21 protein-coding genes are annotated in these 23,567 nt (G+C 41.0%); 3 read left to right on the forward strand and 18 right to left on the reverse strand.

Annotated features, from left to right (window positions below; all coding sequences use genetic code 11):
* Positions 1-57 precede the first annotated feature (57 nt).
* A complete protein-coding gene (gene abc-f / locus AB5Z12_RS02230; protein WP_148462579.1) occupies positions 58-1,971 on the forward strand; it encodes a ribosomal protection-like ABC-F family protein in 1,914 nt (637 codons plus the stop codon).
* Between the two features lie 156 nt (positions 1,972-2,127).
* Here the strand turns inward: abc-f and AB5Z12_RS02235 are convergent, their stop codons facing one another.
* The 3 genes from AB5Z12_RS02235 to AB5Z12_RS02245 all read right to left on the reverse strand — a co-directional run bounded on the left by AB5Z12_RS02235 (position 2,128) and on the right by AB5Z12_RS02245 (position 5,792).
* Entirely contained in the window at positions 2,128-3,333 is a 1,206-nt protein-coding gene (locus AB5Z12_RS02235; protein WP_368356828.1) for an NADP-dependent isocitrate dehydrogenase, read from the reverse strand.
* A gap of 54 nt (positions 3,334-3,387) precedes the next feature.
* On the reverse strand, positions 3,388-4,779 hold the full coding sequence (locus AB5Z12_RS02240) for a 2-isopropylmalate synthase (RefSeq protein WP_148462580.1): 1,392 nt from the start codon (positions 4,777-4,779) through the stop codon (positions 3,388-3,390).
* Positions 4,780-4,955: 176 nt separating this feature from the next.
* Complete coding sequence (locus tag AB5Z12_RS02245; protein WP_148462581.1) at positions 4,956-5,792, reverse strand: S8 family peptidase; 837 nt, start codon at positions 5,790-5,792, stop codon at positions 4,956-4,958.
* 241 nt (positions 5,793-6,033) lie between these two features.
* Between AB5Z12_RS02245 and AB5Z12_RS02250 the strand changes: the two genes are divergently transcribed.
* Complete coding sequence (locus tag AB5Z12_RS02250) at positions 6,034-7,320, forward strand: chloride channel protein (RefSeq protein WP_148462582.1); 1,287 nt, start codon at positions 6,034-6,036, stop codon at positions 7,318-7,320.
* Positions 7,321-7,504: 184 nt separating this feature from the next.
* A complete protein-coding gene (locus tag AB5Z12_RS02255; protein WP_148462583.1) occupies positions 7,505-8,881 on the forward strand; it encodes an NCS2 family permease in 1,377 nt (458 codons plus the stop codon).
* A 230-nt stretch (positions 8,882-9,111) separates the two neighbouring features.
* Here AB5Z12_RS02255 and eno read toward each other — a convergent pair whose 3' ends face one another.
* From eno to AB5Z12_RS02330, 15 genes are all read right to left on the reverse strand, one after another.
* Positions 9,112-10,410: a phosphopyruvate hydratase gene (eno, locus tag AB5Z12_RS02260; RefSeq protein WP_148462584.1), complete on the reverse strand. Its 1,299-nt coding sequence runs from the start codon at positions 10,408-10,410 to the stop codon at positions 9,112-9,114.
* A 309-nt stretch (positions 10,411-10,719) separates the two neighbouring features.
* The gene (locus tag AB5Z12_RS02265) at positions 10,720-11,571 is read right to left on the reverse strand and encodes a serine hydrolase (protein ID WP_148462585.1); all 852 of its coding nucleotides are present in this window, start codon (positions 11,569-11,571) and stop codon (positions 10,720-10,722) included.
* Positions 11,572-11,685: 114 nt separating this feature from the next.
* Positions 11,686-13,110 (reverse strand): APC family permease, encoded by a 1,425-nt coding sequence (locus AB5Z12_RS02270; protein ID WP_202031464.1) that lies wholly within the window; start codon positions 13,108-13,110, stop codon positions 11,686-11,688.
* Positions 13,111-13,153: 43 nt separating this feature from the next.
* Positions 13,154-13,330, reverse strand: coding sequence for a hypothetical protein (locus AB5Z12_RS02275; protein ID WP_195590189.1), 177 nt, complete (start codon positions 13,328-13,330; stop codon positions 13,154-13,156).
* On the reverse strand, positions 13,305-13,454 hold the full coding sequence (locus tag AB5Z12_RS02280) for a hypothetical protein (RefSeq protein WP_173718673.1): 150 nt from the start codon (positions 13,452-13,454) through the stop codon (positions 13,305-13,307). The genes AB5Z12_RS02275 and AB5Z12_RS02280 overlap by 26 nt, the downstream gene beginning before the upstream one ends.
* A 141-nt stretch (positions 13,455-13,595) precedes the next feature.
* The gene (locus AB5Z12_RS02285; protein ID WP_148462586.1) at positions 13,596-14,555 is read right to left on the reverse strand and encodes a transglutaminase-like domain-containing protein; all 960 of its coding nucleotides are present in this window, start codon (positions 14,553-14,555) and stop codon (positions 13,596-13,598) included.
* A 33-nt stretch (positions 14,556-14,588) separates the two neighbouring features.
* The gene (locus AB5Z12_RS02290; RefSeq protein ID WP_148462587.1) at positions 14,589-14,813 is read right to left on the reverse strand and encodes an acyl carrier protein; all 225 of its coding nucleotides are present in this window, start codon (positions 14,811-14,813) and stop codon (positions 14,589-14,591) included.
* 141 nt (positions 14,814-14,954) lie between these two features.
* A complete protein-coding gene (locus AB5Z12_RS02295; RefSeq protein WP_148462588.1) occupies positions 14,955-16,457 on the reverse strand; it encodes an AMP-binding protein in 1,503 nt (500 codons plus the stop codon).
* A 16-nt stretch (positions 16,458-16,473) separates the two neighbouring features.
* On the reverse strand, positions 16,474-17,442 hold the full coding sequence (locus tag AB5Z12_RS02300; RefSeq protein ID WP_148462589.1) for a hypothetical protein: 969 nt from the start codon (positions 17,440-17,442) through the stop codon (positions 16,474-16,476).
* Entirely contained in the window at positions 17,429-18,940 is a 1,512-nt protein-coding gene (locus AB5Z12_RS02305; RefSeq protein WP_148462590.1) for an MBOAT family protein, read from the reverse strand. Before AB5Z12_RS02305 ends, AB5Z12_RS02300 begins: the two co-directional genes overlap by 14 nt.
* A 126-nt stretch (positions 18,941-19,066) precedes the next feature.
* Complete coding sequence (locus AB5Z12_RS02310; RefSeq protein WP_368356829.1) at positions 19,067-19,882, reverse strand: hypothetical protein; 816 nt, start codon at positions 19,880-19,882, stop codon at positions 19,067-19,069.
* A gap of 39 nt (positions 19,883-19,921) precedes the next feature.
* Positions 19,922-20,668 (reverse strand): transglutaminase domain-containing protein, encoded by a 747-nt coding sequence (locus AB5Z12_RS02315; RefSeq protein WP_202017098.1) that lies wholly within the window; start codon positions 20,666-20,668, stop codon positions 19,922-19,924.
* A 93-nt stretch (positions 20,669-20,761) separates the two neighbouring features.
* Positions 20,762-21,400, reverse strand: coding sequence for a hypothetical protein (locus AB5Z12_RS02320; protein WP_148462592.1), 639 nt, complete (start codon positions 21,398-21,400; stop codon positions 20,762-20,764).
* Between the two features lie 148 nt (positions 21,401-21,548).
* Positions 21,549-22,580: an N-acetylmuramoyl-L-alanine amidase family protein gene (locus tag AB5Z12_RS02325; RefSeq protein ID WP_148462593.1), complete on the reverse strand. Its 1,032-nt coding sequence runs from the start codon at positions 22,578-22,580 to the stop codon at positions 21,549-21,551.
* A 195-nt stretch (positions 22,581-22,775) separates the two neighbouring features.
* Positions 22,776-23,417, reverse strand: a complete 642-nt coding sequence (locus AB5Z12_RS02330) for a tyrosine-type recombinase/integrase (RefSeq protein ID WP_368368540.1) — start codon at positions 23,415-23,417, stop codon at positions 22,776-22,778.
* Positions 23,418-23,567: the final 150 nt, after the last annotated feature.

Below are 23,567 nucleotides of genomic sequence, written 5' to 3' on the forward strand. Positions count from 1 at the left end.
AACATTCTAATAATGCTGTTTCTGTGTATACAGAACCGCCTTTTTAAGGAGGAACTTATGATTTTATCATGTCAGAGCATCTGCAAATCTTTTGGGGAAAAGGTAATCCTGCAGGATGCTTCTTTTCACATAGAAGAACGGGAAAAGGCCGCTCTCATCGGCAATAACGGTGCGGGGAAAACGACTCTTCTTCGTATTATCATGGAGGAGATTTCCGCGGATTCCGGTCAGGTGGTCATTGCCAAGGATAAGAAGATCGGTTATCTGGCCCAGTACCAGGATATCCACGGTCATCACACCATTTACGAAGAACTGATGACCACCAAGCGGTACATTTTGGATATGGAAGACAAGATCCGTTCTCTGGAACAGGAAATGAAATACGTAGCAGGCGACAAACTTGAGAGCCTGATGAACAGCTATACCCGCCTGACGCACCAGTTTGAGCTGGAAAACGGCTACGCTTATAAAAGTGAAATCGTAGGAGTTTTAAAAGGTCTTGGATTTGAAGAAGAAGACTACGGCAAACAGATTGAGAACCTTTCCGGAGGTCAGAAAACCCGGGTTGCACTTGGCAAGCTTCTGATTTCCAAACCGGATATTCTCCTTCTGGACGAGCCTACCAACCATCTGGATATGGAGAGCATCGCATGGCTTGAGACCTATCTTCTTAACTACCCGGGTGCTGTATTTATCGTTTCCCATGACCGTTATTTTCTGGACAAGGTAGTTACCAAGATTGTGGAGATCGAGGCTGCCCAGATGAGAATGTACGAAGGCAACTATTCCGCTTATGCCCTGAAAAAAGCGCAGCTGCGTGACGCCCAGTACAAGGCTTACCTGAACCAGCAAAGAGAGATCAAACATCAGGAGGCTGTTATCACCAAGCTCCGCTCCTTTAACCGCGAGAAATCCATTAAGCGTGCTGAGAGCCGTGTAAAAATGCTGGACAAAATCCAGCGCATTGAGAAACCAATTGAAATTGATAACCAGATGCGTATTTCCCTGGAACCACGTTTTATCAGTGGAAATGATGTACTTACTGTAGAAGGACTTTCCAAGGCTTTCCCGGGACAGACTTTGTTTACAGATATTAATTTTGAAATCAAACGTGGGGAGCGTGTTGCCCTGATTGGCAACAATGGTACTGGTAAGACCACAATTTTGAAGATTCTCAATGGAATTGTGGATGCTGATGCAGGACGCTTTGCCTTGGGTTCCAAGGTTCAGATCGGATACTATGATCAGGAACACCATGTTCTGCATATGGAGAAAACTATTTTCCAGGAGATATCAGACACATATCCAACTCTCACTGAGACTGAAATCCGCAATATGCTGGCTGCTTTTCTTTTTACAGGAGATGATGTGTTTAAGCTGATCTCCTCTCTCTCTGGTGGTGAACGCGGCCGTGTTTCCCTGGCGAAGCTGATGCTCTCAGAAGCCAACTTCCTGATACTGGATGAGCCTACCAACCATCTGGATATTGCATCCAAGGAGATTCTGGAGGAAGCACTGAACAGCTACACAGGAACTGTCCTCTACGTTTCCCATGACCGTTATTTTATTAACCAGACTGCTACCCGCATTATGGATCTGACCAACCAGGCCATTGTCAATTATATCGGTGATTATGATTACTATCTGGAAAAGAAGGATGAGATGACCCGGATTTATGCTCCTGCTCAAGAGACCGCAGCTCAGGAAGTTAAGGAAAACGTTTCTGAAACCAAACTCACCTGGCAGCAGCAGAAAGAGGAACAGGCTCTGAAGAGAAAACGGGAAAATGAGCTGAAGAAAGTGGAAGCACGGATTGAAGAGCTGGAAGCAAGGGATAAAGAAATTGATGAAACCATGGTTCTGCCAGATATCTGTACGAATGTGGCAGAATGCACGAAGCTCAGCCGGGAAAAAGCTGCTATAGCAGAAGAACTGGAAGGGCTTTATGAAAAATGGGAGGAGCTGGCATAAAATACCAGTAACCTGTTCTTTTAAGCCTTACATTTCATATTTATTTCAAAAACAGGAACAAATTTCGAATATAAATATCCGAAACCGTTCCTGTTTCTTTTTTATAACAATATTAACATTTTTACTTCAAACAACTTTTAAAAGCTGTCTGTTTTATTACATGGCCTCAAGCTTCTCTCTGATTGCAAGAATAAACTCGCGGCTGTTAAGGACTTTTACATCCTTTAAGGAAGTAATCAGTGCCAGGTCTTTGGTCATCTGTCCGCCTTCGATGGTGGAAAGGGTTGCTTTCTCCAGCTTATCTGCGAACTCTATAAGCTCCTGATTCTGATCCAGCTCACCCCTTTTTCGCAGAGCACCGGTCCAGGCGAAGATTGTTGCTACAGAGTTGGTGGAGGTCTCCTCTCCCTTCAGATGACGATAGTAATGTCTCTGTACAGTTCCGTGAGCTGCCTCATACTCATAATATCCATCTGGAGAAACCAGTACAGAAGTCATCATTGCCAGAGAACCAAATGCAGAGGAAATCATGTCACTCATAACATCCCCGTCATAGTTCTTACAGCCCCAGATAAATCCGCCTTCTGCTTTCATTACGCGAGCTACCACATCATCGATCAGACTATAGAAGAAAGTAATGCCTGCGGCCTCAAATTTTTCCTTAAACTCAGCTTCATAAATATTATGGAAAATTTCTTTAAATTTGCCATCGTATGTTTTGGAAATGGTATCTTTGCCGCCAAACCACAGATCCTGTTTGGTATCTAAGGCATAATTAAAGCAGCATCTTGCAAAGCTGGTAATGGATTTGTCCAGGTTATGAACACCCTGGATCACGCCTGGAGTATCAAAGTGATGGATCAGCTCCGTCCTCTCCTCGCTGTCTTCTCCTTTGAATACCAGCATAGCATCTCCTGGTTTGTCAATGTACATCTCGGCATTCTTATATACATCACCGTAAGCATGACGGGCAATGGTGATAGGTTTCTTCCAGTTCTTCACGCATGGCTCGATTCCCTTTACCACAATGGGAGCACGAAAAACAGTTCCATCCAGGATTGCACGAATAGTTCCGTTAGGGCTTTTGTACATTTTTTTCAGATTATACTCAGACATTCTGGCTTTATTCGGGGTAATGGTGGCACATTTAACAGCAACTCCGTATTTCTTGGTGGCTTCCGCTGCATCTATGGTTACCTGGTCATCAGTCTCATTTCTGTATTCCAGTCCAAGATCATAGTATTCTGTCTTCAGATCAATAAAAGGAAGAAGAAGCTCATCCTTGATCAACTGCCACAGAATTCTGGTCATCTCGTCCCCATCCATCTCAACAAGAGGGGTCTGCATTTGAATTTTACCCATTATTACCTCCTAGTATATGTTTTGTGGTAACTGTGAACTATGTCCACAGCAACCCTATTTTAACGTAATTCCAAGTCTCTGGCAAGTCTCTGCTACAATTGCTTCCAGTTCTGCATCGCAAAGCACAGTAACACGGCCATCCTCATACTGCTGGTCAACCCAGGACTTGATCATCTTTACAAGCTCACTGTTCTTATCAACCTTCTGGTCACCCTTCAGTCGATAATGGCTGTCGATCCAGTGTGCGATTCCGGCAGCTCCGGAAGTATTGGAAACGGCAACCTCAACCGGGCGGTTCAGGAATTTCTCGGTATCAAATACGTTATAGATTTCCTCATTTTTCAGAAGTCCGTCGGCGTGGATACCAGCTCTTGTTACATTGAAGTTCTTTCCAACGAAAGGAGTTCTTTCCGGTATGTGGTAGCCAATCTCTTTCTCATAGTACTCAGCAAGCTCTGTGATAACAGTTGTATCCATACCTCCAAGGTTTCCGCGAAGCTGTGCATATTCAAATACCATTGCCTCAAGAGGTGTATTTCCGGTACGCTCTCCGATACCAAATAAAGAAGTATTAACACCACACGCACCATACAGCCATGCTGTTGTAGAGTTGCTGACTGCCTTATAGAAGTCATTATGTCCATGCCACTCGATCAGTTCAGAAGGAACGCCTGCATGAACCATAATACCATAAATAATACCAGGTACAGAACGAGGGATCACGGCACCAGGATAGTTAACACCGTAGCCCATGGTATCACAGCAGCGAACCTTAACCGGAATGCCGTACTGCTGGCGAAGCTTCATCAGCTCAAGGCAGAATGGGATAACATAGCCATAAATATCAGCTCGTGTAATGTCTTCAAGATGGCAACGGACAGAAACACCGATTTCCAGACATTCTTTTACAATGCTTAAATAATGCTCCATCGCCTGTTTACGTGTCATTTTCATCTTATAAAAAATATGATAATCGGAACAGCTTACCAGGATACCGGTCTCTCTCATACCCATATCACGGACAAGCTGGAAGTCCTTCTTATTTGCACGGATCCAGCTGGTAACCTCAGGGAACTCATAGCCTCTCTCCATACATTTCTCAACAGCATCACGGTCTTTCTTACTGTAAAGGAAAAATTCAGAAGCACGGATCCTTCCTTCCGGTCCGCCCAGCTTATGAAGGTAATCATAAATCCTTACGATCTGCTCAGTGCTGTATGGTGCTCTGGACTGCTGGCCATCACGAAATGTCGTGTCGGTGATCCAGATATCATCTGGCATATGATGTGGAACAACTCGGTCGTTGAATGCAATTTTCGGTACTTCAGAATATGGAAAAAGATTTCGGAATACATTGGGAGTTGCAACATCCACAAGCGGATACATATGCTCCTCTAACTGAAGCAGGTTTGTGTGGCGATTCATAGAAACACGTCTGTTTTCCATAGATATTTCCTCCTCATCTCTTGGAACTCTTGCTGTCCATTTTACTCACTTAAAGCGACTTCGTCAAGTGCTTTTATACTGTAAAGTGATAATTCTTTATCAAAGTTTGTGTATTCTTTTTCGTACATTTCTTCAAATCACTTAAGCAGAAATCCTTTTCACACAATTGGCTGCTTTTACATTTTCAGAAACTTTCTGCGGTTAAATTTCCCCCACCCTTGCAGGTTTTGAGGCAGTCCCATATCCTCTGCGCTATTCATCAGCATAGTTTTGATATCCGTATTGGTAAGTGCAGGATTTTTTTCCAAAGCACAGGCAATGGCACCTGTCACCAGAGGCGTAGACATAGAGGTGCCGCTTTTCACACCATAGGAATAAGGTTTTCCAGGCACGCAGGACATAATTTTATTTCCAGGTGCCACAATATCCGGCTTGCACACGCATTCCGCCGTTGGTCCTCTCCCTGAAATAGCACTGCGCCCTTCCAACAAATCGCTGGAGCCCACTGTGATCACTTTTTTGCTGCTTCCTGGAGCTGTGATACTGCCCGGCCTTGGTCCCTGGTTTCCGGCAGCTGTGACCACTACCACTCCTTCATCCCACAGCTGCTCCACACTTTCCAGAAGCCTGGCATGGTTTCTTTTTGAGTTACAGGTAGTTCCCACAGAAATATTTACCACCCGGATCCTGTACTGCTGCCTGTATTCCCGAATCCACCGAAGAGCCCGAAGCACGTCATCCTGACTTCCATTTCCATAACGGTCAAGCACTTTCAGCGCAATGATTCCGCAGCCAGGTGCTGCGCCTCTGTATTTTCCCATGGAAGCAGTGCCATCTCCTGCCACCAGCCCGGCTACATGGGTGCCATGTCCATTATCGTCATAAGGTCTCCTTTTAAAATCCAGGAAATCATAAAAAGTCCAGATCCTGCCAGTAAAATCTATATGCTCATAAATCCCGGTATCCAGAATACACACACCGATTCCTTTTCCGGTATAAAAAGATTTTTCCATTATTTTCCCCGATAAAAAGAAACTTATAATAAATTATGTTTCCATTTTTCAATCTGCTTTAAAATTATAGACAATTTTTGAAATTCTCAAAAATTTTTGTCGCTTTTTCTGAGCGTATATAGTATAATAAAAATACGCATAAATTCGTATTTATAAAAGGAATTTTCCAGTAATATCAAACAATTATTTCAGGTGACAAAATGGAGTAAGTCACAACTATACATGAGAGGACGAAAATAATATGGAAAAAGACAACAGGCAGACTCCGGAGGACAAATTTCGCTATTATTCCGGAGCTATCAGACGTGACATGGGGAACCTGCTTAAGTGGCTGCTTCTGGCAGTGGTGGTAGGATGTATAGCGGGAGCTTTTAGTACTTTGTTTTCTTTTGTGCTGAAGGCAGTGACCGGTTACCGCAAGGCACATCTGTGGACCTTTTTTCTCCTGCCCCTGTTCGGACTTTGCATCGTATTTCTTTATGAGAAATTCGGAAAAGACGATGGCGGCACGAATCAAGTCCTTTCTACAGTCCGTTCCCAGGATGATGTGCCCTGGAGATCCGGTCCGCTGATTTTTATTTCGACTGCATTGACACATCTTGCCGGTGGTTCAGCAGGACGTGAGGGTGCAGCTATTCAGCTGGGTGGCAGCATTGCCAATCTTCTTGGCAGATGGATCCATCTTGATGAGGAAGACCGTCATGTGATCGTTATGTGTGGTATGAGTGCTGCTTTCTCTGCACTATTTGGCACACCAATGGCTGCAGCTGTTTTTTCCTTGGAAGTAGTCAGTGTAGGGGTTATGTATTATACAGCTCTTATGCCCTGTATGATCGCATCTTTGATCGCATCCCATTTTGCGGCTGGTATGGGCGTTACGCCGGAAGCTTTTCACGTAGTAAATATTCCTGCACTTTCCCTGGAAACAGGGCTGAAAATGGGCGTTGTAGCCCTTGGATGTGCAGTGATCAGTATTGTCTTCTGTATTATTTTAAATGAGACAGCCAGATTCTACGGCCGGTTTTTTTCTAATAAATATGCACGGGTAGTGGCCGGTGCCGTTCTGGTTATTTTTATTACACTGATTCTTGGAACTACGGATTACATGGGAGCCGGTGCTGAGCTTATTGAGAAAGCAGTGGAGACCGGAGACACCGATTATATGGCTTTCTTCTGGAAAATGCTCCTTACCGCACTGACTATGAAGGCTGGTTTTCGCGGAGGCGAAATCGTTCCGTCTTTCTGCGTAGGCGCCACTTTCGGATGCATGGCAGGACAGCTGATAGGGCTTTCTCCCTCCCTTTGCGCAGCCTGCGGAATGGCTGCTGTTTTCTGTGGTGTGACGAACTGCCCGATTACTTCTATTCTGATTGCCTTTGAAATGTTTGGCTTTAAGGGAGTGTCCTTCTATCTGATTGCCGTTTCTATCAGCTATGCGGCTTCCGGATATTATGGACTGTATAAAGATCAGACAATTGTATATTCTAAATACAAAGCCAAATATATAAACAAACACACAAAGATGTGACAAGCCCTGAAATGATAATATTCATTTTGCAGAGATTTTTTCGAAGCTCTATCCTCTGTCAAATGTTCACTACCTGAAATTTGCAGGAATCCGCGTTGCGGGCGTGGCAAAGCAACATCCAAAACATTCCTGTAAAATATAAAAAACGGCACACAAGCTGCCGTAAAAAGAAGGGGGTACATTTATGAACCTTGAAAAACTTTTTCACCTGAAGGAAAACCACACTGACGTGAAGACCGAAATCATGGCCGGTATTACCACATTCATGACCATGGCTTACATCCTCGCTGTCAATCCCAACATCCTTTCCGCAGCCGGAATGGACCGCGGTGCAGTCTTTACTGCTACTGCACTTTCATCCTTCATTGCAACCTGCCTGATGGCACTGTTATCCAATTACCCGTTTGTCCTGGCACCCGGTATGGGACTGAATGCATACTTTGCATATACCGTAGTTCTTGGCATGGGTTATTCCTGGCAGCAGGCTCTGGTTGCTGTATTTGTGGAAGGTATCATCTTTATCCTGCTTTCCCTTACCAATGTTCGTGAAGCGATCTTTAACTCCATTCCTATGACACTGAAACACGCAGTTTCTGTTGGAATCGGTCTTTTCATCGCATTTATTGGTCTGCAGAATGCAAAGATCGTTGTAAACAATGATTCCACACTGGTAAGCATGTTCTCCTTTAAGGGCTCCATGTCAGATGGTTCTTTCAATTATCTTGGAATCACTGTTCTTCTTGCCCTGATCGGCGTACTGGTTACCGGCATTCTTCTTGTAAAGAATGTAAAAGGTGGTATCCTGTGGGGCATCCTTATTACATGGGCGCTTGGAATCCTTTGTCAGTTTGTGGGGCTTTATGTTCCAAATCCGGATGCAGGTTTCTACAGTCTTCTCCCGGATTTTTCCAATGGAATTTCCGTACCGAGTATGGCTCCTACCTTTATGAAAATGGATTTCGCAGGAGTTTTCTCACTTGACTTTATCGTTATCATGTTTGCATTCTTATTTGTAGATATGTTTGATACTCTGGGAACTCTGATCGGTGTTGCTTCCAAGGCAGACATGTTGGACAAAGACGGTAAGCTTCCAAAAATCAAAGGTGCTCTTCTTTCCGATGCTGTTGGCACTACTGTAGGTGCTATGTGCGGTACTTCTACTGTTACCACATTTGTTGAGAGCGCTTCCGGTGTTGCAGAGGGCGGACGTACAGGTCTTACTTCACTTGTTTCCGCTGTTTTGTTCGCACTTTCCCTGTTCCTTTCCCCGATCTTCCTGGCGATCCCTTCCTTCGCCACAGCTCCGGCTCTGATCGTGGTTGGATTCCTTATGCTGACCTCTGTTACCAAGATCGACTTTGACGACCTTACAGAAGCGATTCCGGCATTTATCGCAATCATTGCAATGCCGTTCCTGTACAGCATTTCCGAAGGTATTGCACTTGGTGTTATCTCTTATGTTATTATCAACGTCTGTACTGGAAAAGCTAAAGACAAAAAGATCAGCCCGCTTATGTATGCACTGGCTGTTATCTTTGTTCTGAAATATGTATTCCTGTAAAAACAGAATGAAATAATTGTACGATTTGCAGTAACATTATTCACGGAACATCACCTGTAAATCGCAATAAATAATCCTAAAAATTCCCCTGCCATGGAACCACGCTTTCCTGGCAGGGGAATCTTTCTATAACACTACTTAAGGGGGGGGATAAGGTAGATTACATCTGTGAAATCATCTCGTAAATCTGTCACTGTTCACTTTGCAGTTAGTAACCGCTTCGCGGAACATTAGCGTTTTACATTGAATGCGCTCATTCCAGGATATAGTGCTGCATCTCCAAGCTCTTCCTCGATGCGGAGCAGCTGATTGTATTTTGCAACACGCTCTGTTCTGGACGGAGCACCGGTCTTGATCTGGCAGGTATTTAATGCTACTGCAAGGTCAGCAATCGTAGTATCCTCTGTCTCGCCTGAACGATGGGAAGAAATTGCTGTATAACCAGCCTTATGAGCCATCTTGATTGCCTCAAGAGTCTCTGATACAGATCCGATCTGGTTCAGCTTGATTAGGATGGAATTGCCGCATCCAAGAGAAATACCTTTGGAAAGTCTCTCTGTATTTGTTACAAACAGGTCATCACCTACCAACTGCACTTTATCTCCCAGTTCTTTGGTAAGCTTCTTCCATCCTTCCCAGTCTTCCTCATCAAGCGCATCCTCGATGGAGATGATCGGATACTTGTCAACCAGCTTTTTCCAGTGGTCGATCAGCTCGTCAGATGTGTAAACAGTGCCGGCCTTTGGAAGCTTGTACTCGCCAAGTTTACCAGTCTTCCACTCAGAAGAAGCTGCGTCCATAGCGATCATAAAATCTTTTCCTGGCTCATAGCCTGCATTCTTAACAGCCTCAAGAATTGTCTCAATTGCTTCTTCGTCAGATTTCAGAGCTGGTGCAAAACCACCCTCATCACCAACAGAGGTTGCAAGTCCTCTTGATTTCAGAATAGCTGCAAGAGCATGGAAAACTTCTGCACACCATCTTAAGCACTCTTTGAAGCTTGGTGCTCCAACTGGCATGATCATGAACTCCTGCACGTCAAGTCCTGAGGAAAGTGCATGGCAGCCGCCGTTTACAATGTTCATCATCGGTACTGGCATACGGTTTCCGGAAATACCACCGAGGAAACGATAAAGCGGGATATCAAGGGCTGTTGCAGCTGCACGGCAGCATGCGATGGAAACAGCCAGGATTGCATTTGCACCAAAGTTTGATTTGTCCTTGGTTCCGTCAGCTTTGATCATCGCCTTGTCAATTGCATAAATATCGGATGCATCCATTCCTGAGATTGTGTCATTGATGGATGTATTAATGTTCTCTACAGCCTTTGTAACACCTTTTCCAAGGTATCTGTTCTTATCATTATCTCTAAGCTCCAGAGCCTCAAATTCGCCTGTAGAAGCGCCGCTGGGAGCAGCTCCTCTGCCGATGGTTCCATCTACCAGATAAACCTCTGCTTCTACTGTAGGATTTCCTCTGGAATCCATAATTTCTCTTCCAGTGACTTTCTCAATTTCTAAGTAATCCATGGTATGTATACTCCTTTCATTTTTCAAAGGAACTCCTTCGCGAACTGCTTCCCGGAAAAGTCCAGCCGCAATCCGCATCATATTATGTCAGCGGTCTTTCTGCCATAATAAGGAGTCCAAATGATTTACACCGTTAGGTTAGCCATTCCTAACTCTGTAATTAGTATAAACTAACTATAACGAGATTGCAAGAGAAATAGGTGATAATATTTTTCATGATGTGTACGTGGTTTGTTTTCCGGTCACACTTCCACGATGTATTCTGATAACCGAGAAATAACAGGCTCCAGAGCCTGTTTCAAACGCGCTCTAGTTCAGGTAATTATACACTATACTGAAAATTTCCTTGATTCCATTTATGCCCGTATATTCATTTGCCATGGAATATATCACGATCACATAATCCGTCTTCTTGCCATATACGATTGCAGCATCATGCTGGTAATTGTCTGTCTCCCCTGTTTTATTTCTTGATTTCACACCAGAAGGCAATCCTGCAGGAATCTTGTAGCGGCGCTCCTGATTCAAAAGCAGATTTAACATCTGCCTGGAGCAGGATCGGGAGACAGCTTTATTTTTATATATTTTTTTCAGCAGTTTTCCCACGTCTTTCGCAGAACTTCGATTACTTCCAAGGCCATCGTTCTGATAATAACTGTTGCTTGGATGAAGAGAATGATGCACTCCAGTGCCCGTATACCCCTGCTTTTTCAAATACCTGTTAATATAATTGCACCCTGATGAAAAACTGACATTTCCAAGTGTCCTTACAAGCTCATTATAGCACTCATTGTCACTGACCGTGATCATACTGTTCAGAAGACTTTTCACTGTTCCATTCAGGTTGATCCGCTTCTTATTGCCGCTGGCATAAACTGCTTCCATAACAAAAAGCTTGATCACACTGGCTGGATACATACTGGTTTCATTAATAGACAAAATATCCCCTGTTTTCAGATTTTCCACATACACAGACCAGTTGCCGCTGTACCCATTTACGGTGGACTGGAGTTTCTTCTTCAGTTTTCCCAGACGTACCTCTTCTTTGGCACATTTCCTGCCCTCTTCATTTACATACACATTCTCTGAAACCATCTGACTTGTAGCGATTGTTCCGTTGGCTGTAAGATAATAACCCTTATACCAACGGTTTGTGTACAATTTTCCATTTTTATTTAATGCCAGCTTTTTCCCTTTAATGGTAATCCAGCCTGCATTCTCTTTCCCATTTTTCTTCCCCTGTATAAATAAAACGAGATAGAACTTAACTTATTCTCACTCTATAAGATTCGCAAATTTATCGCCATATTTCTTTTTACTAATATACGCCATTATAATTCCTAAAAGAATCCATCCACCGACAATAATCCATTCCTGCCAGACCAATGTACAATTCGTCTCCGGAATAATATACATGGCGGACATGGTTCCTGACATAATAACTGCAACTATTCCTACAAATTTGTAGTGTTTTACCTTATATGGTCTCCTCATATCAGCTTCTTTCCTTCTTAAAACTATAAAGGACAGTGATACAATGCAATAAGCAAAACAGCAGGCAAAATTTCCTGCATCAACAATCCACACAAGCATTGACCGGCCAAAAAACGGGGAAATAACTGATAATGCCCCAATTAACAGCAATGAATTCACAGGTGTATTGTATTTCTTATGTAGTACAGCAAATTTCCTGGGAAGCATATAGGAAACAGACATAGAATACAAAGCTCTGCTCCCGCCAATCAGGAACGAATTCCAACTGGTAACAATACCGCAAAGACCACCAATTATCAGGACTTTAGCCATATTAGCATTATTAAATGCAACACCCATTGCATCGGCAGTTACAAGGCCGGTGGCGGAAGACGTCGATGTCTTAATCTGTCCTGCATCCATAACATATCCAACAGCCAGAACAACCAGAACATAAAAAGAAACTGCCATAATGATAGAAAAAATCATCATCTTCCCCAATTTTTTCAATGGGACATTAATTTCCTCAGCTGCCTGTGGTATAACATCAAATCCAAAAAGAAAAAAAGGCGTCATTATAGCAACTTTCGCAATATTTTGAATAATCTCGCCACTGGTGTCTCCAATCAACAACTGATTCTGAAGATTGCTTACGTTTCCTGAATATGCAGCTCCTGCAACCAGTGCGATTCCTACTGCCGCAATTACACAAGTTAATATTTTCTGAAATCTTGCAGCTTTCTTCATTCCAATAATATTGAGGAATAGAATTAACAGCGCCATTCCAATTGCAATAAGCAGCCATGTAAAATATATATCAAATCCGCCAACCGAATATAAATATCCTCTGGCTATTTTAGGAAAAACATATTGAAGGATAGTTGGAAATGATACTGCCTCATAGCATACAACGCCAATGTAGCTTAAAATAATAGACCATGTACATATATAGGCTCCAATAGAGCCAAATGCCTTATAGCTAAATACATGTTCACCACCACATTTCGGCATTGCGGTAGTCAGTTCAGCATAACACAAACCTACAAAGTAGATCATAATACCGCCAATAATAAATCCAAGTACCGTTCCAAGAACTCCACCACTGGTAATCCACTGACCAGAGGACACAACCCATCCCCATCCAATCATAGCACCAAATGCTACGACCAAAACATCACCCGTGTTGAGCACTTTGCTAAATTCTGACTCTCTATTACTCACTAACATCCTCTCTTTCCTTAATCCTGCGAGAATTTTATACCGTCATTCTTTAATATGGATGACCTCCAATTCTCCCAACAAGTACTTTTTTACCATCTCCAACCTGATTGTCCATCCATGATTTGTTCTGAACAAACTCATGGATTGTAGTTAATCTTTCCACACCGTCAATAACACTCTTATGCCCATTTTCATCTTCATCAAAACAAAACGAAGAAAATTGCATACGCAATAAAATAATTTGTATCTATATCATCTATGTCCTGCTCTTCAATTCCAATATAATCCTTTTCAAAATTTTTCTTAGCTTCCAGATACTCAGTAATTTTATTCACTCTTAGCTGTTTCATTTATACGTCACCTCAAAAAAAATCCCATGGAAACACTATCTTCATTTAAGATAATGATACCATGGAATTGTAAAAAAATCTATAAAATTTGGCACCTGTTAAAAGATCAATCTCATAATCATGTTACAGTTACAGAGATTTTTATGAAGCATACCTTATATAGCGGCTGATTGTATGATTGATATCATAACTTCCATTACCATACACACCACGATACCAGCCCGCAAACTGAGCTTCCGGATCATAATATGCTCCATCAATCATTACCCATCCATGTCTGGTAAGACCATCCGCAGCACCATCTCTTGTACCAGAAACGCGACCAAGAACTACATACGGATTATATCCCAATTCTCGTGCCATCGCTGCAAATGTGCAGGCAAACCCATAACAATCTCCACCGCCTGTAGTAAGCATGTTATATGCAACCTCACGCTGCCATCCTTTTTTATTCAGATCCGGCCAGTATGTTGAATAATAGAAATTTCCACTGCTGGTAAGATATCGCCAACAGGAATAAAGCTTTTCAGATTTACTCATTTCTGTAGTCGTAATTCTGGAAATTATAGTCATAAGTTTCATCTTTAGTTTGGCATTTAAATCATTTTTGGCATATCCCTTGCTGTTAAAGGTAACGTTTGCAACCGTTTTGTTTTTTGTCAGACGTCCTTTAATGTCGCCTCTGTAGAGTTTGTTTCCGATTTTGAAAAATCCTTTTATTGCCTGTCCTTTTTTGTTTACATAATATAATTGCTTTCCTACTTGTACAATTTTCGACTTTGATGGCTTGAGCAATCTTCCCTGGAGATCAAAAACATATGTGTATTTTCCAATTTTTGTTCCACCAACTGCTGCTGTTCCATCAGCTTTAAAATAGTAACGTCTTTTCTGAATGGTTTTCCATTTACTTTTCAGTTTATTGCCTTTCTTATCATAGAAAAAGTATTTTGTACCTTCTTTTATAAGACCGCTTTTCTTCACTGTCACTGGCTGAATCTGAATTGTATCAGAAGCACCTCCATTTTCTGCCTGAACAGGTACTGTGCAAACAGTCATTACAGATATCGCGGCAATGGCAAGAATTTTTCTTATCCTTTGCATACTTTCTTCCCCTTATGTACTACAACATTCAAATCAGTCTTTCAGACGGCAGACCATTTCCCAAAGCGCCGTTGCAGAGTTAAAGTTCTCCGGAATAATATCTGCCGGAGTAATAGCAATATCAAACTCATCTTGAAGTTCGCTGACAATTGACAAAATTGCAAAAGAATCAAGCAAACCATCATCAATCAGAGTATCACAGGTTTCATAATCTACCCCTGGCTTAATATCCTCAAGAATTTCTATTAATTTGTCCATTTTTGTTTCCTCGCTTTCCAATTATCGTTTTTGCACAAATACCTGCTGAAGCAGGATACATTTATTTTCCAATTACGAGCATAACACAAATCCTAAATCATTTCAATACGAAGAAAGCTTCACTTCTTTATACGTTACTGTTCAGCTAATCTGTGTTGCCAGAAGTTTTCTGTTAATTTTTCCATTCTGATTATGAGGCATTTCAGGTAAATGATTGATTTTTCTTGGCTGCATATAATCCGGTAATTTTGACCTTAATGTTTTTAGCAATGTTTTATCGTCAATTGCGCCAGAATAGAATAACACAATTCTCTTTTTAGCCGAATCAAATACACAACAATTTTCATCTACTCCATCAATGCTGCTTACATTTGCCTCAATTTCGCCGAGTTCAATTCTTCTTCCCATATATTTAATCTGGAAATCTTTGCGACCATAGTACTCCAATTCACCATACTCATTGAAACGTACCAGATCGCCCATTTTATATACTGTTTCCGGATAACAGGAATTCAGTGGATTCTGAATAAATACTTCCGCGGTCTTTTCGGGATCTTTATAATATCCATATCCTACTGAATTTCCTCTGACAACCAACTCACCAACACCTTCTGTTATAGGATTGCCATGCTCGTCAATCACAAGAACATCACAATTGCTGTACGGAATGCCGATTGGAAGGATATCTTCATCTTTAAATTCCCGGTCTACAATATAGTAAGTACATCCATCTGTAATCTCAGTAGAACCATATGCATTAATATATACAGCATCCGGAACCGCTTGCTGCCATGCCTTCAGCTGTTTTATTGGCATAACTTCACCGCCGAAAACAATGAGTCTGATTGCTGACAGATCTGCTACAGAAAATGCATTTGTATTAGCTATCATGCAAAGTGCAGATGGAACCCAGCTAAGTAAATTAATCTTATTTTCGTACAAATATTGAACCAGATAAGCTGGGAAAAGAAATTTGCTTTTGGGAATCAGGTAAGCATGTGCTTTGGCCGCAATTGTTCCATAAATATCAAGAGCCGTCATAACATAGTAAAACGGAACCTGAACACCCAGTACATAGGTATCGTCCATTTTATAGTCTGAAACCAATGCAACTATGTAACTGGTGATTGCTTTATGAGGTGTGACTACTCCTTTTGGAACTCCTGTCGATCCAGAAGTAAAAAGGACATAAAGCACATCCGTCTCCAGAATCTTTGCTTTACTCTCTTCAATTGTTTCTTCAAATATTTCAGAATCATTTAATTCCTCTGTAACAATAATCCTGTCTTCACAAAAAAACTCTTTTGCATTTTCAAAATGCTTTCTGTCTGTAAGTACCAGTTCTGGCTCAAGTACTTCAAATATTTTATTAATTCGCTCAACCGGCATTTCCGTATCAATTACAGAATAAAAATTGCCACTATAAGCGACTGCCATCATTGATGAAATACAGTAAATGGATTTATCAAAATAAAGGGCTACTGGTTTCTTACGAAATCCCGACTTTATAATCGGCATTGCAATCCTGTAAGCCTCTTCCTGAAGCTCTTTATATGTAAGGGATCTTGCTTCTTCCGTAAAAGCAGCTTTATTTGGATGTGTTTTTACAGCATCATCCAGAAAATCTGTCATAATTCTTGGCATATGACACCTCCATATATTAAATTTGGTTTAAAATATTTGCCAACACTTTAGAATACTCTTTTGCAGCATTTCCATTCATATGACCATTATAGTCCGTATAACTGCTTAAGTCGTGAGAAAATGCCTTGAAGTATTGTGTATTAAAATTCAGGTAAGTAATTCCTTTTTGATTAAAATACTCTCCCAAATATTTTGAAGCCGCATTAAAATTATCACTGTAAACTTTCAGTGTATCAATTGGAATCGGAGTAGTTACAGCTACAAATTCAATATTATTTTCCGCGCAAAAATCAATCAGCTTTCCAAGATATTCCATATTCTGCGGGTTTACCTGATCTTCTGTAAAATCCTTCATAGACTGCATTTTCAGCTTGGTTGTATCAACCGGATAACGCTCAATCAGGCCACTTTCATGGTATTCCTGGGTATCGCTCTTTAAATGGGAAATATCATAATCTTTATTCCATTTCTGAGAAAAAGTTTCCTTTACTTTTCCAAGCTCATAGCTAAGTGAATATTCATACCACGGAAACAGAACAGTTCTGAAATTGCAGTCCGCAATAGAATTCCAGAAATATTCCAATTTAGCTTTTGAGAAAGGAAACTCGTGATAAAACAGAAGATAATTGTTTCCTTCTTCTTTTTTGGAAACCAGATATTCCGGATCCACTTCATAAATAATTCTGGTAGGCTTCTGCTTCTCTGCAATCAGCTTCGCAATATGATACGCGTCAATTACGTATTCTCCTCCAACGCACATATTGTGACCAGTTCTTCCTGTAATTTCTTCCATTACTGCCGGATCAATATCTGTCATTCCGTGAGAAGTTCCCAGAATAATGTCATCATATTGATTATTTACCACTGCATGAATATCATTCCTCATAAAGGTACATGGATAAAGCGCCATATCCAATCCTACAAGAAGTGTTATACACACAGCAAGTACCAGTACTGTCTTTACGATTTTCTTAAAATTGTGCATAAATAAAACCTCTCGCTACTGCAGTGGAACCAAACAAGCCAATGGATACCAGCATGCAAAAATAAATGGCAGCTGTAACAGGTAAAGGAAGCTTTGCAAGAGACTCGCGAATTTTCACTCCTCTTTCCTGAAGTACACTGACAATAAACTGAATCACACATAAAACACCAATGATCAAAAGAGCATAAGGAGTAAATGCAGTCCCCTGTTTACCTGCCGGAATCATAAGAAGCTGAGATGGAGCAAAACTTGTCAGGGACTGCTTCATCATAAGAAAAGCCTGTCCTACACTGTCTGCCCGATCAAAATAATTACCAATAAGAACCAGTATAAACGTTCTGACTACTGTAAATACGTAATACCAGGTTTCTTTACCGGAAATATTCAGTTTTTTCTTCCAACTGCGATAGTTATCAGCCATAATTCCACTAAATGCAATAATGATACCATTATACATACCATATACGATATATTTCCATGCAGCTCCATGCCAAATACCCACAAGGAAAAATACAATCAGATTTGCTGCACCAATTGGAATAGCACGGCCGATTTTCTTACCAAATACTTTTTTGCATTTCTTACCGAATTTACTCATCCAACGAGATAATGTAACCGGATAGAATACATAATCCTTCATCCAGGTTCCAAGGGTGATGTGCCAGCGATGCCAGAAATCTGCAGTCGATACTGCAAAATAAGGTCTTTTAAAGTTCTCATCCAATTCAATTCCAAACATAGAAGAAATACCGATCACAACATCCATTCCACCAGAGAAATCTGCATAAATCTGAATCAGATAAAATAATACTCCAAGCAGAGCAACTCCATTGTATTTCTCCGGATCACAAAAAATCGCATCTGAAAAAACCGCAGCCCAATCTGCAAGAATCATCTTCTTAAAAAAGCCCCAGAGAATTCGTTCAAACCCTCTGACAATATTCTGACTTTCAAATTTGTGCTCTGCATAAAGCTGGTTTGCCAGACGACTGTATCTACCAATAGGTCCCTGTAAAATCTGGGGAAAATAAGATACAAACAGCGCATACTTAAACGGCTGTCTTTCTGCCTTACATCTCTTCCAATATACATCCAGAAGATATCCGGAAGACTGAAATGTGTAGAAAGAAATTCCAAGGGGAAACAGAAGTTCAATTCCTCTTAAATGTAAATGAAACAGGGCGTTGATATTCTCTATTGTAAAGTTGGTATACTTTACCACGCCAAGCATCCCGAAATTGAGAATCAGCCCAAGAATTAAAAGTTTTTTTGCACCTTTGTGATTGCCGTTTCCTTCTGTTTTTTCAATGAGAAGAGCCAGCAGCCAGGTTACAAGGGTGGAAAAAAGAATAAAGACAACGTAACGGGGACCGCCTGCTATGTAATAGATATAACTGAAAGCAAGAAGAACGATCCACTGAAATCTGCGTGGGACAAGATAGTAAATAAGTACACTTGCCGCCACAAATAGTATAAACAGATTAGATACTAACGACATATTTTTCTCCTAAACCGGACATGGCTCTGCACTGCTCCTCACAGTGCAAGAGCCATGTCCTGTATTTGAGTTGCAAAGCAACTGAAAGTCCTATATGGTGTGCCCCTCTATAGGAAGCAAATCTTTTTAATTTAAAAGACCATTATCCAGGCAGCCGTCTCCGCCGTCATCACCGCCGCTATAATCATCCCCACCGCCGTAATCATAGGAATAATCATTGTTGTCGTAGGAGTAATCATAACTCTCTGTCTGCTGTGCAGCTGCCGCCTGGTCTGCTGCTGCCTGAGCTGCGGCTGCATCAGCAGCTGCCTGGTCAGCGATTGCTTTCTCAGTATCGTATGTACTCTTCTTCTCTTTGGTGCTCTTCAGTTTATAAGTACCATAAATAATTCCATCCTTCTCGCGAAGAGTAAGGGTACCAAGATCCTCAAGTACAATACCGTGAACATCTGCTGTTGTTCCGTCTTCAAAGGTAAGCTGCATATCATGAGTTGGAGCAGTATCCTCAGAAGTTTCTTCCGCTGTCTCTGCTTCACTGTTTTCTTTGGAAAAATATACTCTCTTCTTCTCTTTTAACTCAAATACATCGTCAGCTTCCATCATATTCTCAGGGAATTCTGTCTCATCAGCAGTCTTGATCGCAAGTCCTGTAATCTTTTTGCCTGTACCATTTCTCAGTTTAAAAGCAATGCAGCCTTCTGTCTTTTCGCCAACTGTTTTTAAGTCTTCTTTCTTTTTGGCAGCGGTCCTTTCTTCTTTTGCATCATCAGAATCAGCTGATTCCGCATCTGCCTCTTCTGCATCTGCATCCTCTTCCTCATCAGAGCTGTCTTCTGCAGCATCTGCCTCAGCTGCTTCAGTTGTCTCTGCTGCAAAGCAGCTTACCGGAGCTGCAATGGCTAATGTGCCTGCTAATAATGCCATTAATAATTTTCTCTTCATGATCAATCTCCTTATGTCATTCTTTTTAGTTATAAAAAATCAGAAGCTGATTTTTGTTCTTTTTTCATTATATTTGTAAGTTCCCTTAGCACCGTATTTGAATTTGTATCCACTGTTGACATTTGGGTTATTGCGGTATGTATATGCAAAGTTCGGATCATATACATAAGTGGTTTTGCCGGATTTAATCTCGCACCATGCATGCTCGCCGTCTTTGCCGTTGCGCTGCGGCACAGAACCCATAACAAATTTAACATTCAGCCCTTTTACTTTCGCCATCATAGCAAAAGTTGCAGCCATTACATAGCAGTCACCTTTGCCATATTTAAAGCCATACGCTGCATAATATTCAACTGCATTCTTACTTTTTCCCGGTTTCTTTACGCCGCCGAAATATTTAATTTTTGTGGAGCTCCAGGTAAATGCTTTTTTAAGGTTTCCGCCGCATTTTTTAAGTCGGATTGCTGCCAGTTTCTCGGCTGTGGAAGCTGTGGTTACCACACCTTTTTTGTTGATATGATAATATTTATTTTTGATTTTGTAGCCATATTTGTTTTTTACAAGTTTTCCATTCTTGTAATAATAGGTCTTACCTGCTTTTTTGTAGAAACCTGTTTTCGGTGGTTTGTTTTCCTGCGCAGGTGTAGGTGTAACAACCGGAGCTTCAACTACAGTTGTCACAGTAGTACTGCTGTCCGCGGTTCCTTCTGCAAATACAGGAGTTCCCATTGTAAGTGTCATACTCAGTGACAGAACAACTGCCAATGTTTTGGTAATCTTTCTCATATTTATTTTCTCCAATCTTATATTTCTTTTATTATTTAGAGTCCGTTAATCTAAAAATCCGGCTCCAAATATCATTTTTGCAATCTGCATATTCTATCGGGGCTGAATACCGTATATGATTTCACCACCGCTGATTTTTTTTCCAAGTGATACATAGATATTTGCATATGTCAGTTTCATATCTTTGCTTACACCATTCATACAGCTGGAATAGGATCTGGTCTTGGAGGGTTTGCCAAGAAGTTTGCGAAGTTTCACACCGTTTTCCATATATTTGCTGGCTTTTTTCAGCTGGCTGCTCTTCTTGGCTACACGTACACCATTCTTATCAAAGTAATAAGGGGTTCCTTTCAGGTCTGCATATACACCTTTTTTTACTTTATATCCATTTCGGTCAAATCCATAGTACTTTTTGCCAATCTTCTTAACTACAACATTTTTCTTATAACCGCTCTCCTTCGGCGCTGCATAAGCCACTCCGTTTTTACCAAAGTACTGTTTCTTATCTGCACTCCAGCAGTTCTTCTGCATTACGCCGTCTTTGTAATAATAGGTTTTGGAACCTTTCTTAATAATTCCATTTAATAATGCAGGTGTGGGAGCTGCAACCGGATTTTCGACTACAGCGGCTGCTCCATCACTGCTGCCAGCTACCTCTGCATTTGCAATTACTGGTGTCTGCAGCATAAATACACACATTGCAGGAAGAAGTAATTTTTTCCACTTTTTCATTTTCTAAATCTCCTTTATAAAAATTTTTAGCTTTGTAACTTTTTCGTACCTTCTCAGTTGAATCATGATTTGCATGAATTCGCGCACCTTGCGGAATACTGTCTTCTGAATAGTTACTTCGCTTTTTATTTTTAAAGCAGTTTCTGCCTTAAAATTTCACACTTGATCTTACAGAATATGCAAAATGGGTAGATGCCCCGAACAAAGGTCCCATATTGTCATAATAAAGCCCATCAATCATTACAAATCCATGATCGCCAGTGGTGGCAATTACATACGGCTCATATCCTAAAACCTTGGCACATGCAGCAACTGCACTTGCAACACCGTAACAGCATCCTGAAAGATTATTATCAAACATGTAAATGGCAGACTGATAAGGCCAGATCTGAGTCCTAAACTCTTCATCAGTAGGATAAATCCATGGCTTGAAATCAGTATAGCCCATAAGATAATTGAAACAGGTTCTGAATTTCTGGCTGTTGGACATATTCGGAGCAGTATGCTTCTCCACAAATTTCCTTGCTTTTCGCATACACTCAGCTTTAAGTGCAGAAACCTGAATGGCAACTCCTTCTGAATTGATCTCGTATTCCTTTCCCTTTATCTTATAGCTGGTTTTATTTCTGATGAGAACACCTTTTGAATTAAAATAGTATTTCTTCCCCTTAATGGTCTGTAAACCGGTCAGCCGATAGCCTTTTCTTCCAATGTAATATCTCTTACCTTTCACAGTAAGCCATTTACTCTTCGGCGCGCTGGTTCCGTTCTTTCGGATGTAATAATAGTTTCCTTTGTATTTTATCCATCTGTTTCTTGCCGCATCACCATTCGACAGATAATAGCGTTTTTTGTTCTTATATATCTGCCAGCCTGAATAGCGAATTCCACTCTTATGGAGATAATATTTCCTGCCGTTGATCGTTACCCAACCCGATTTCTGAAGTAAAGTACCATCTTCCTGCCGCCATTGATACCCTTTTTCTACAGCTACCCAGCCAGGATCAGCTTTCGGTGGAACAACTGCAGAGTTATCTGCATTTTCCTCTTTTGGATTAACGGAAGTACTTTCAGAAGTCACAGGCGTCGCTTCTGCAGTTTCCGCATATACAATTTGGACTGGTTCTGTGGAAAGCATGGCTGTCAGTATCAATACCAGAATGCGACTTCTCTTTTTCATATTCCTTTCCTCCCATATCTTGTTTCATTATAACAGCATTTCTTCTTCCACTGTAAAAGCATTTTTCCATATTATACCAAAATCATATACAAATTTCCATGTTTGTTGCGTAAAATGTATAAAATTAACTTTTTCTTAAAGATTGACTTTAGAAATCCAGTAAAATCAAGGGTTTTCAGACTATAGTTTTTTTTACTACACCACTTTTACACCATTTTGATTTTCCATCTTTTTCATCTCATCAAATAAAGTCTCATCTGAGACATGACAGTACAAATCCATTGTCATCTGCAATGAGCTGTGACCTAATATTTTTTGAAGCGTTTTAGGGCTCATTCCATTCTCTATAGCCCTTGTTGCGAAAGTATGTCTGAACGCATGCGGAGTGAATTTCTTTATACGAATTCCATCAGCTTCCATTTTATTGAGTATCTCATTTATTGCGTCAATTGCTGCCACCTCCTGAAAAGGTTTACCACTGCTTGTAGGAAACACCAGGTCTTTAAAATCCCAACATTTGCGTTTTTTAATTCTAGTTTCATTCAATAGCTTTTGATGTATAAGTGCATCAATACACGCATTTGTAAGCGGAATTAACCGTTTTCCATTGAATGTTTTTGGCTCGTGCTCTTCGAAATAATACCCGTTCTCCCCATGTATATGACACATTGTTCTTCTCACATGTAGCGCTCGTCTTTCAAAATCTATATCGCTCCAGTACAGTCCTCTAAGCTCTCCGATTCGCATTCCGGTCTCAAGTGCCACAACGAATATATTGTAGAATCTGTGATCTTTAGCATATGTAAGGAACAATTTAGTCTCTTCGATTCCTAGCACTCGACGCTCTTTCGATACTTCTTTACCGATTTTAGTTATGAGGTCTTTCGCAAAATTTTGTGGTACCAGACCGCAATGCTAGCAATATAGTGTCAACTTAAAATCGTTATGATTCTGCTTATTTAATTTCGCTCCTTGAAAACTAAATAG

The sequence above is a fragment of the Ruminococcus sp. RTP21358st1_G6_RTP21358_211008 genome, from assembly GCF_040908885.1.
In the GTDB taxonomy this organism is placed as follows: domain Bacteria; phylum Bacillota; class Clostridia; order Lachnospirales; family Lachnospiraceae; genus Blautia_A; species Blautia_A faecis.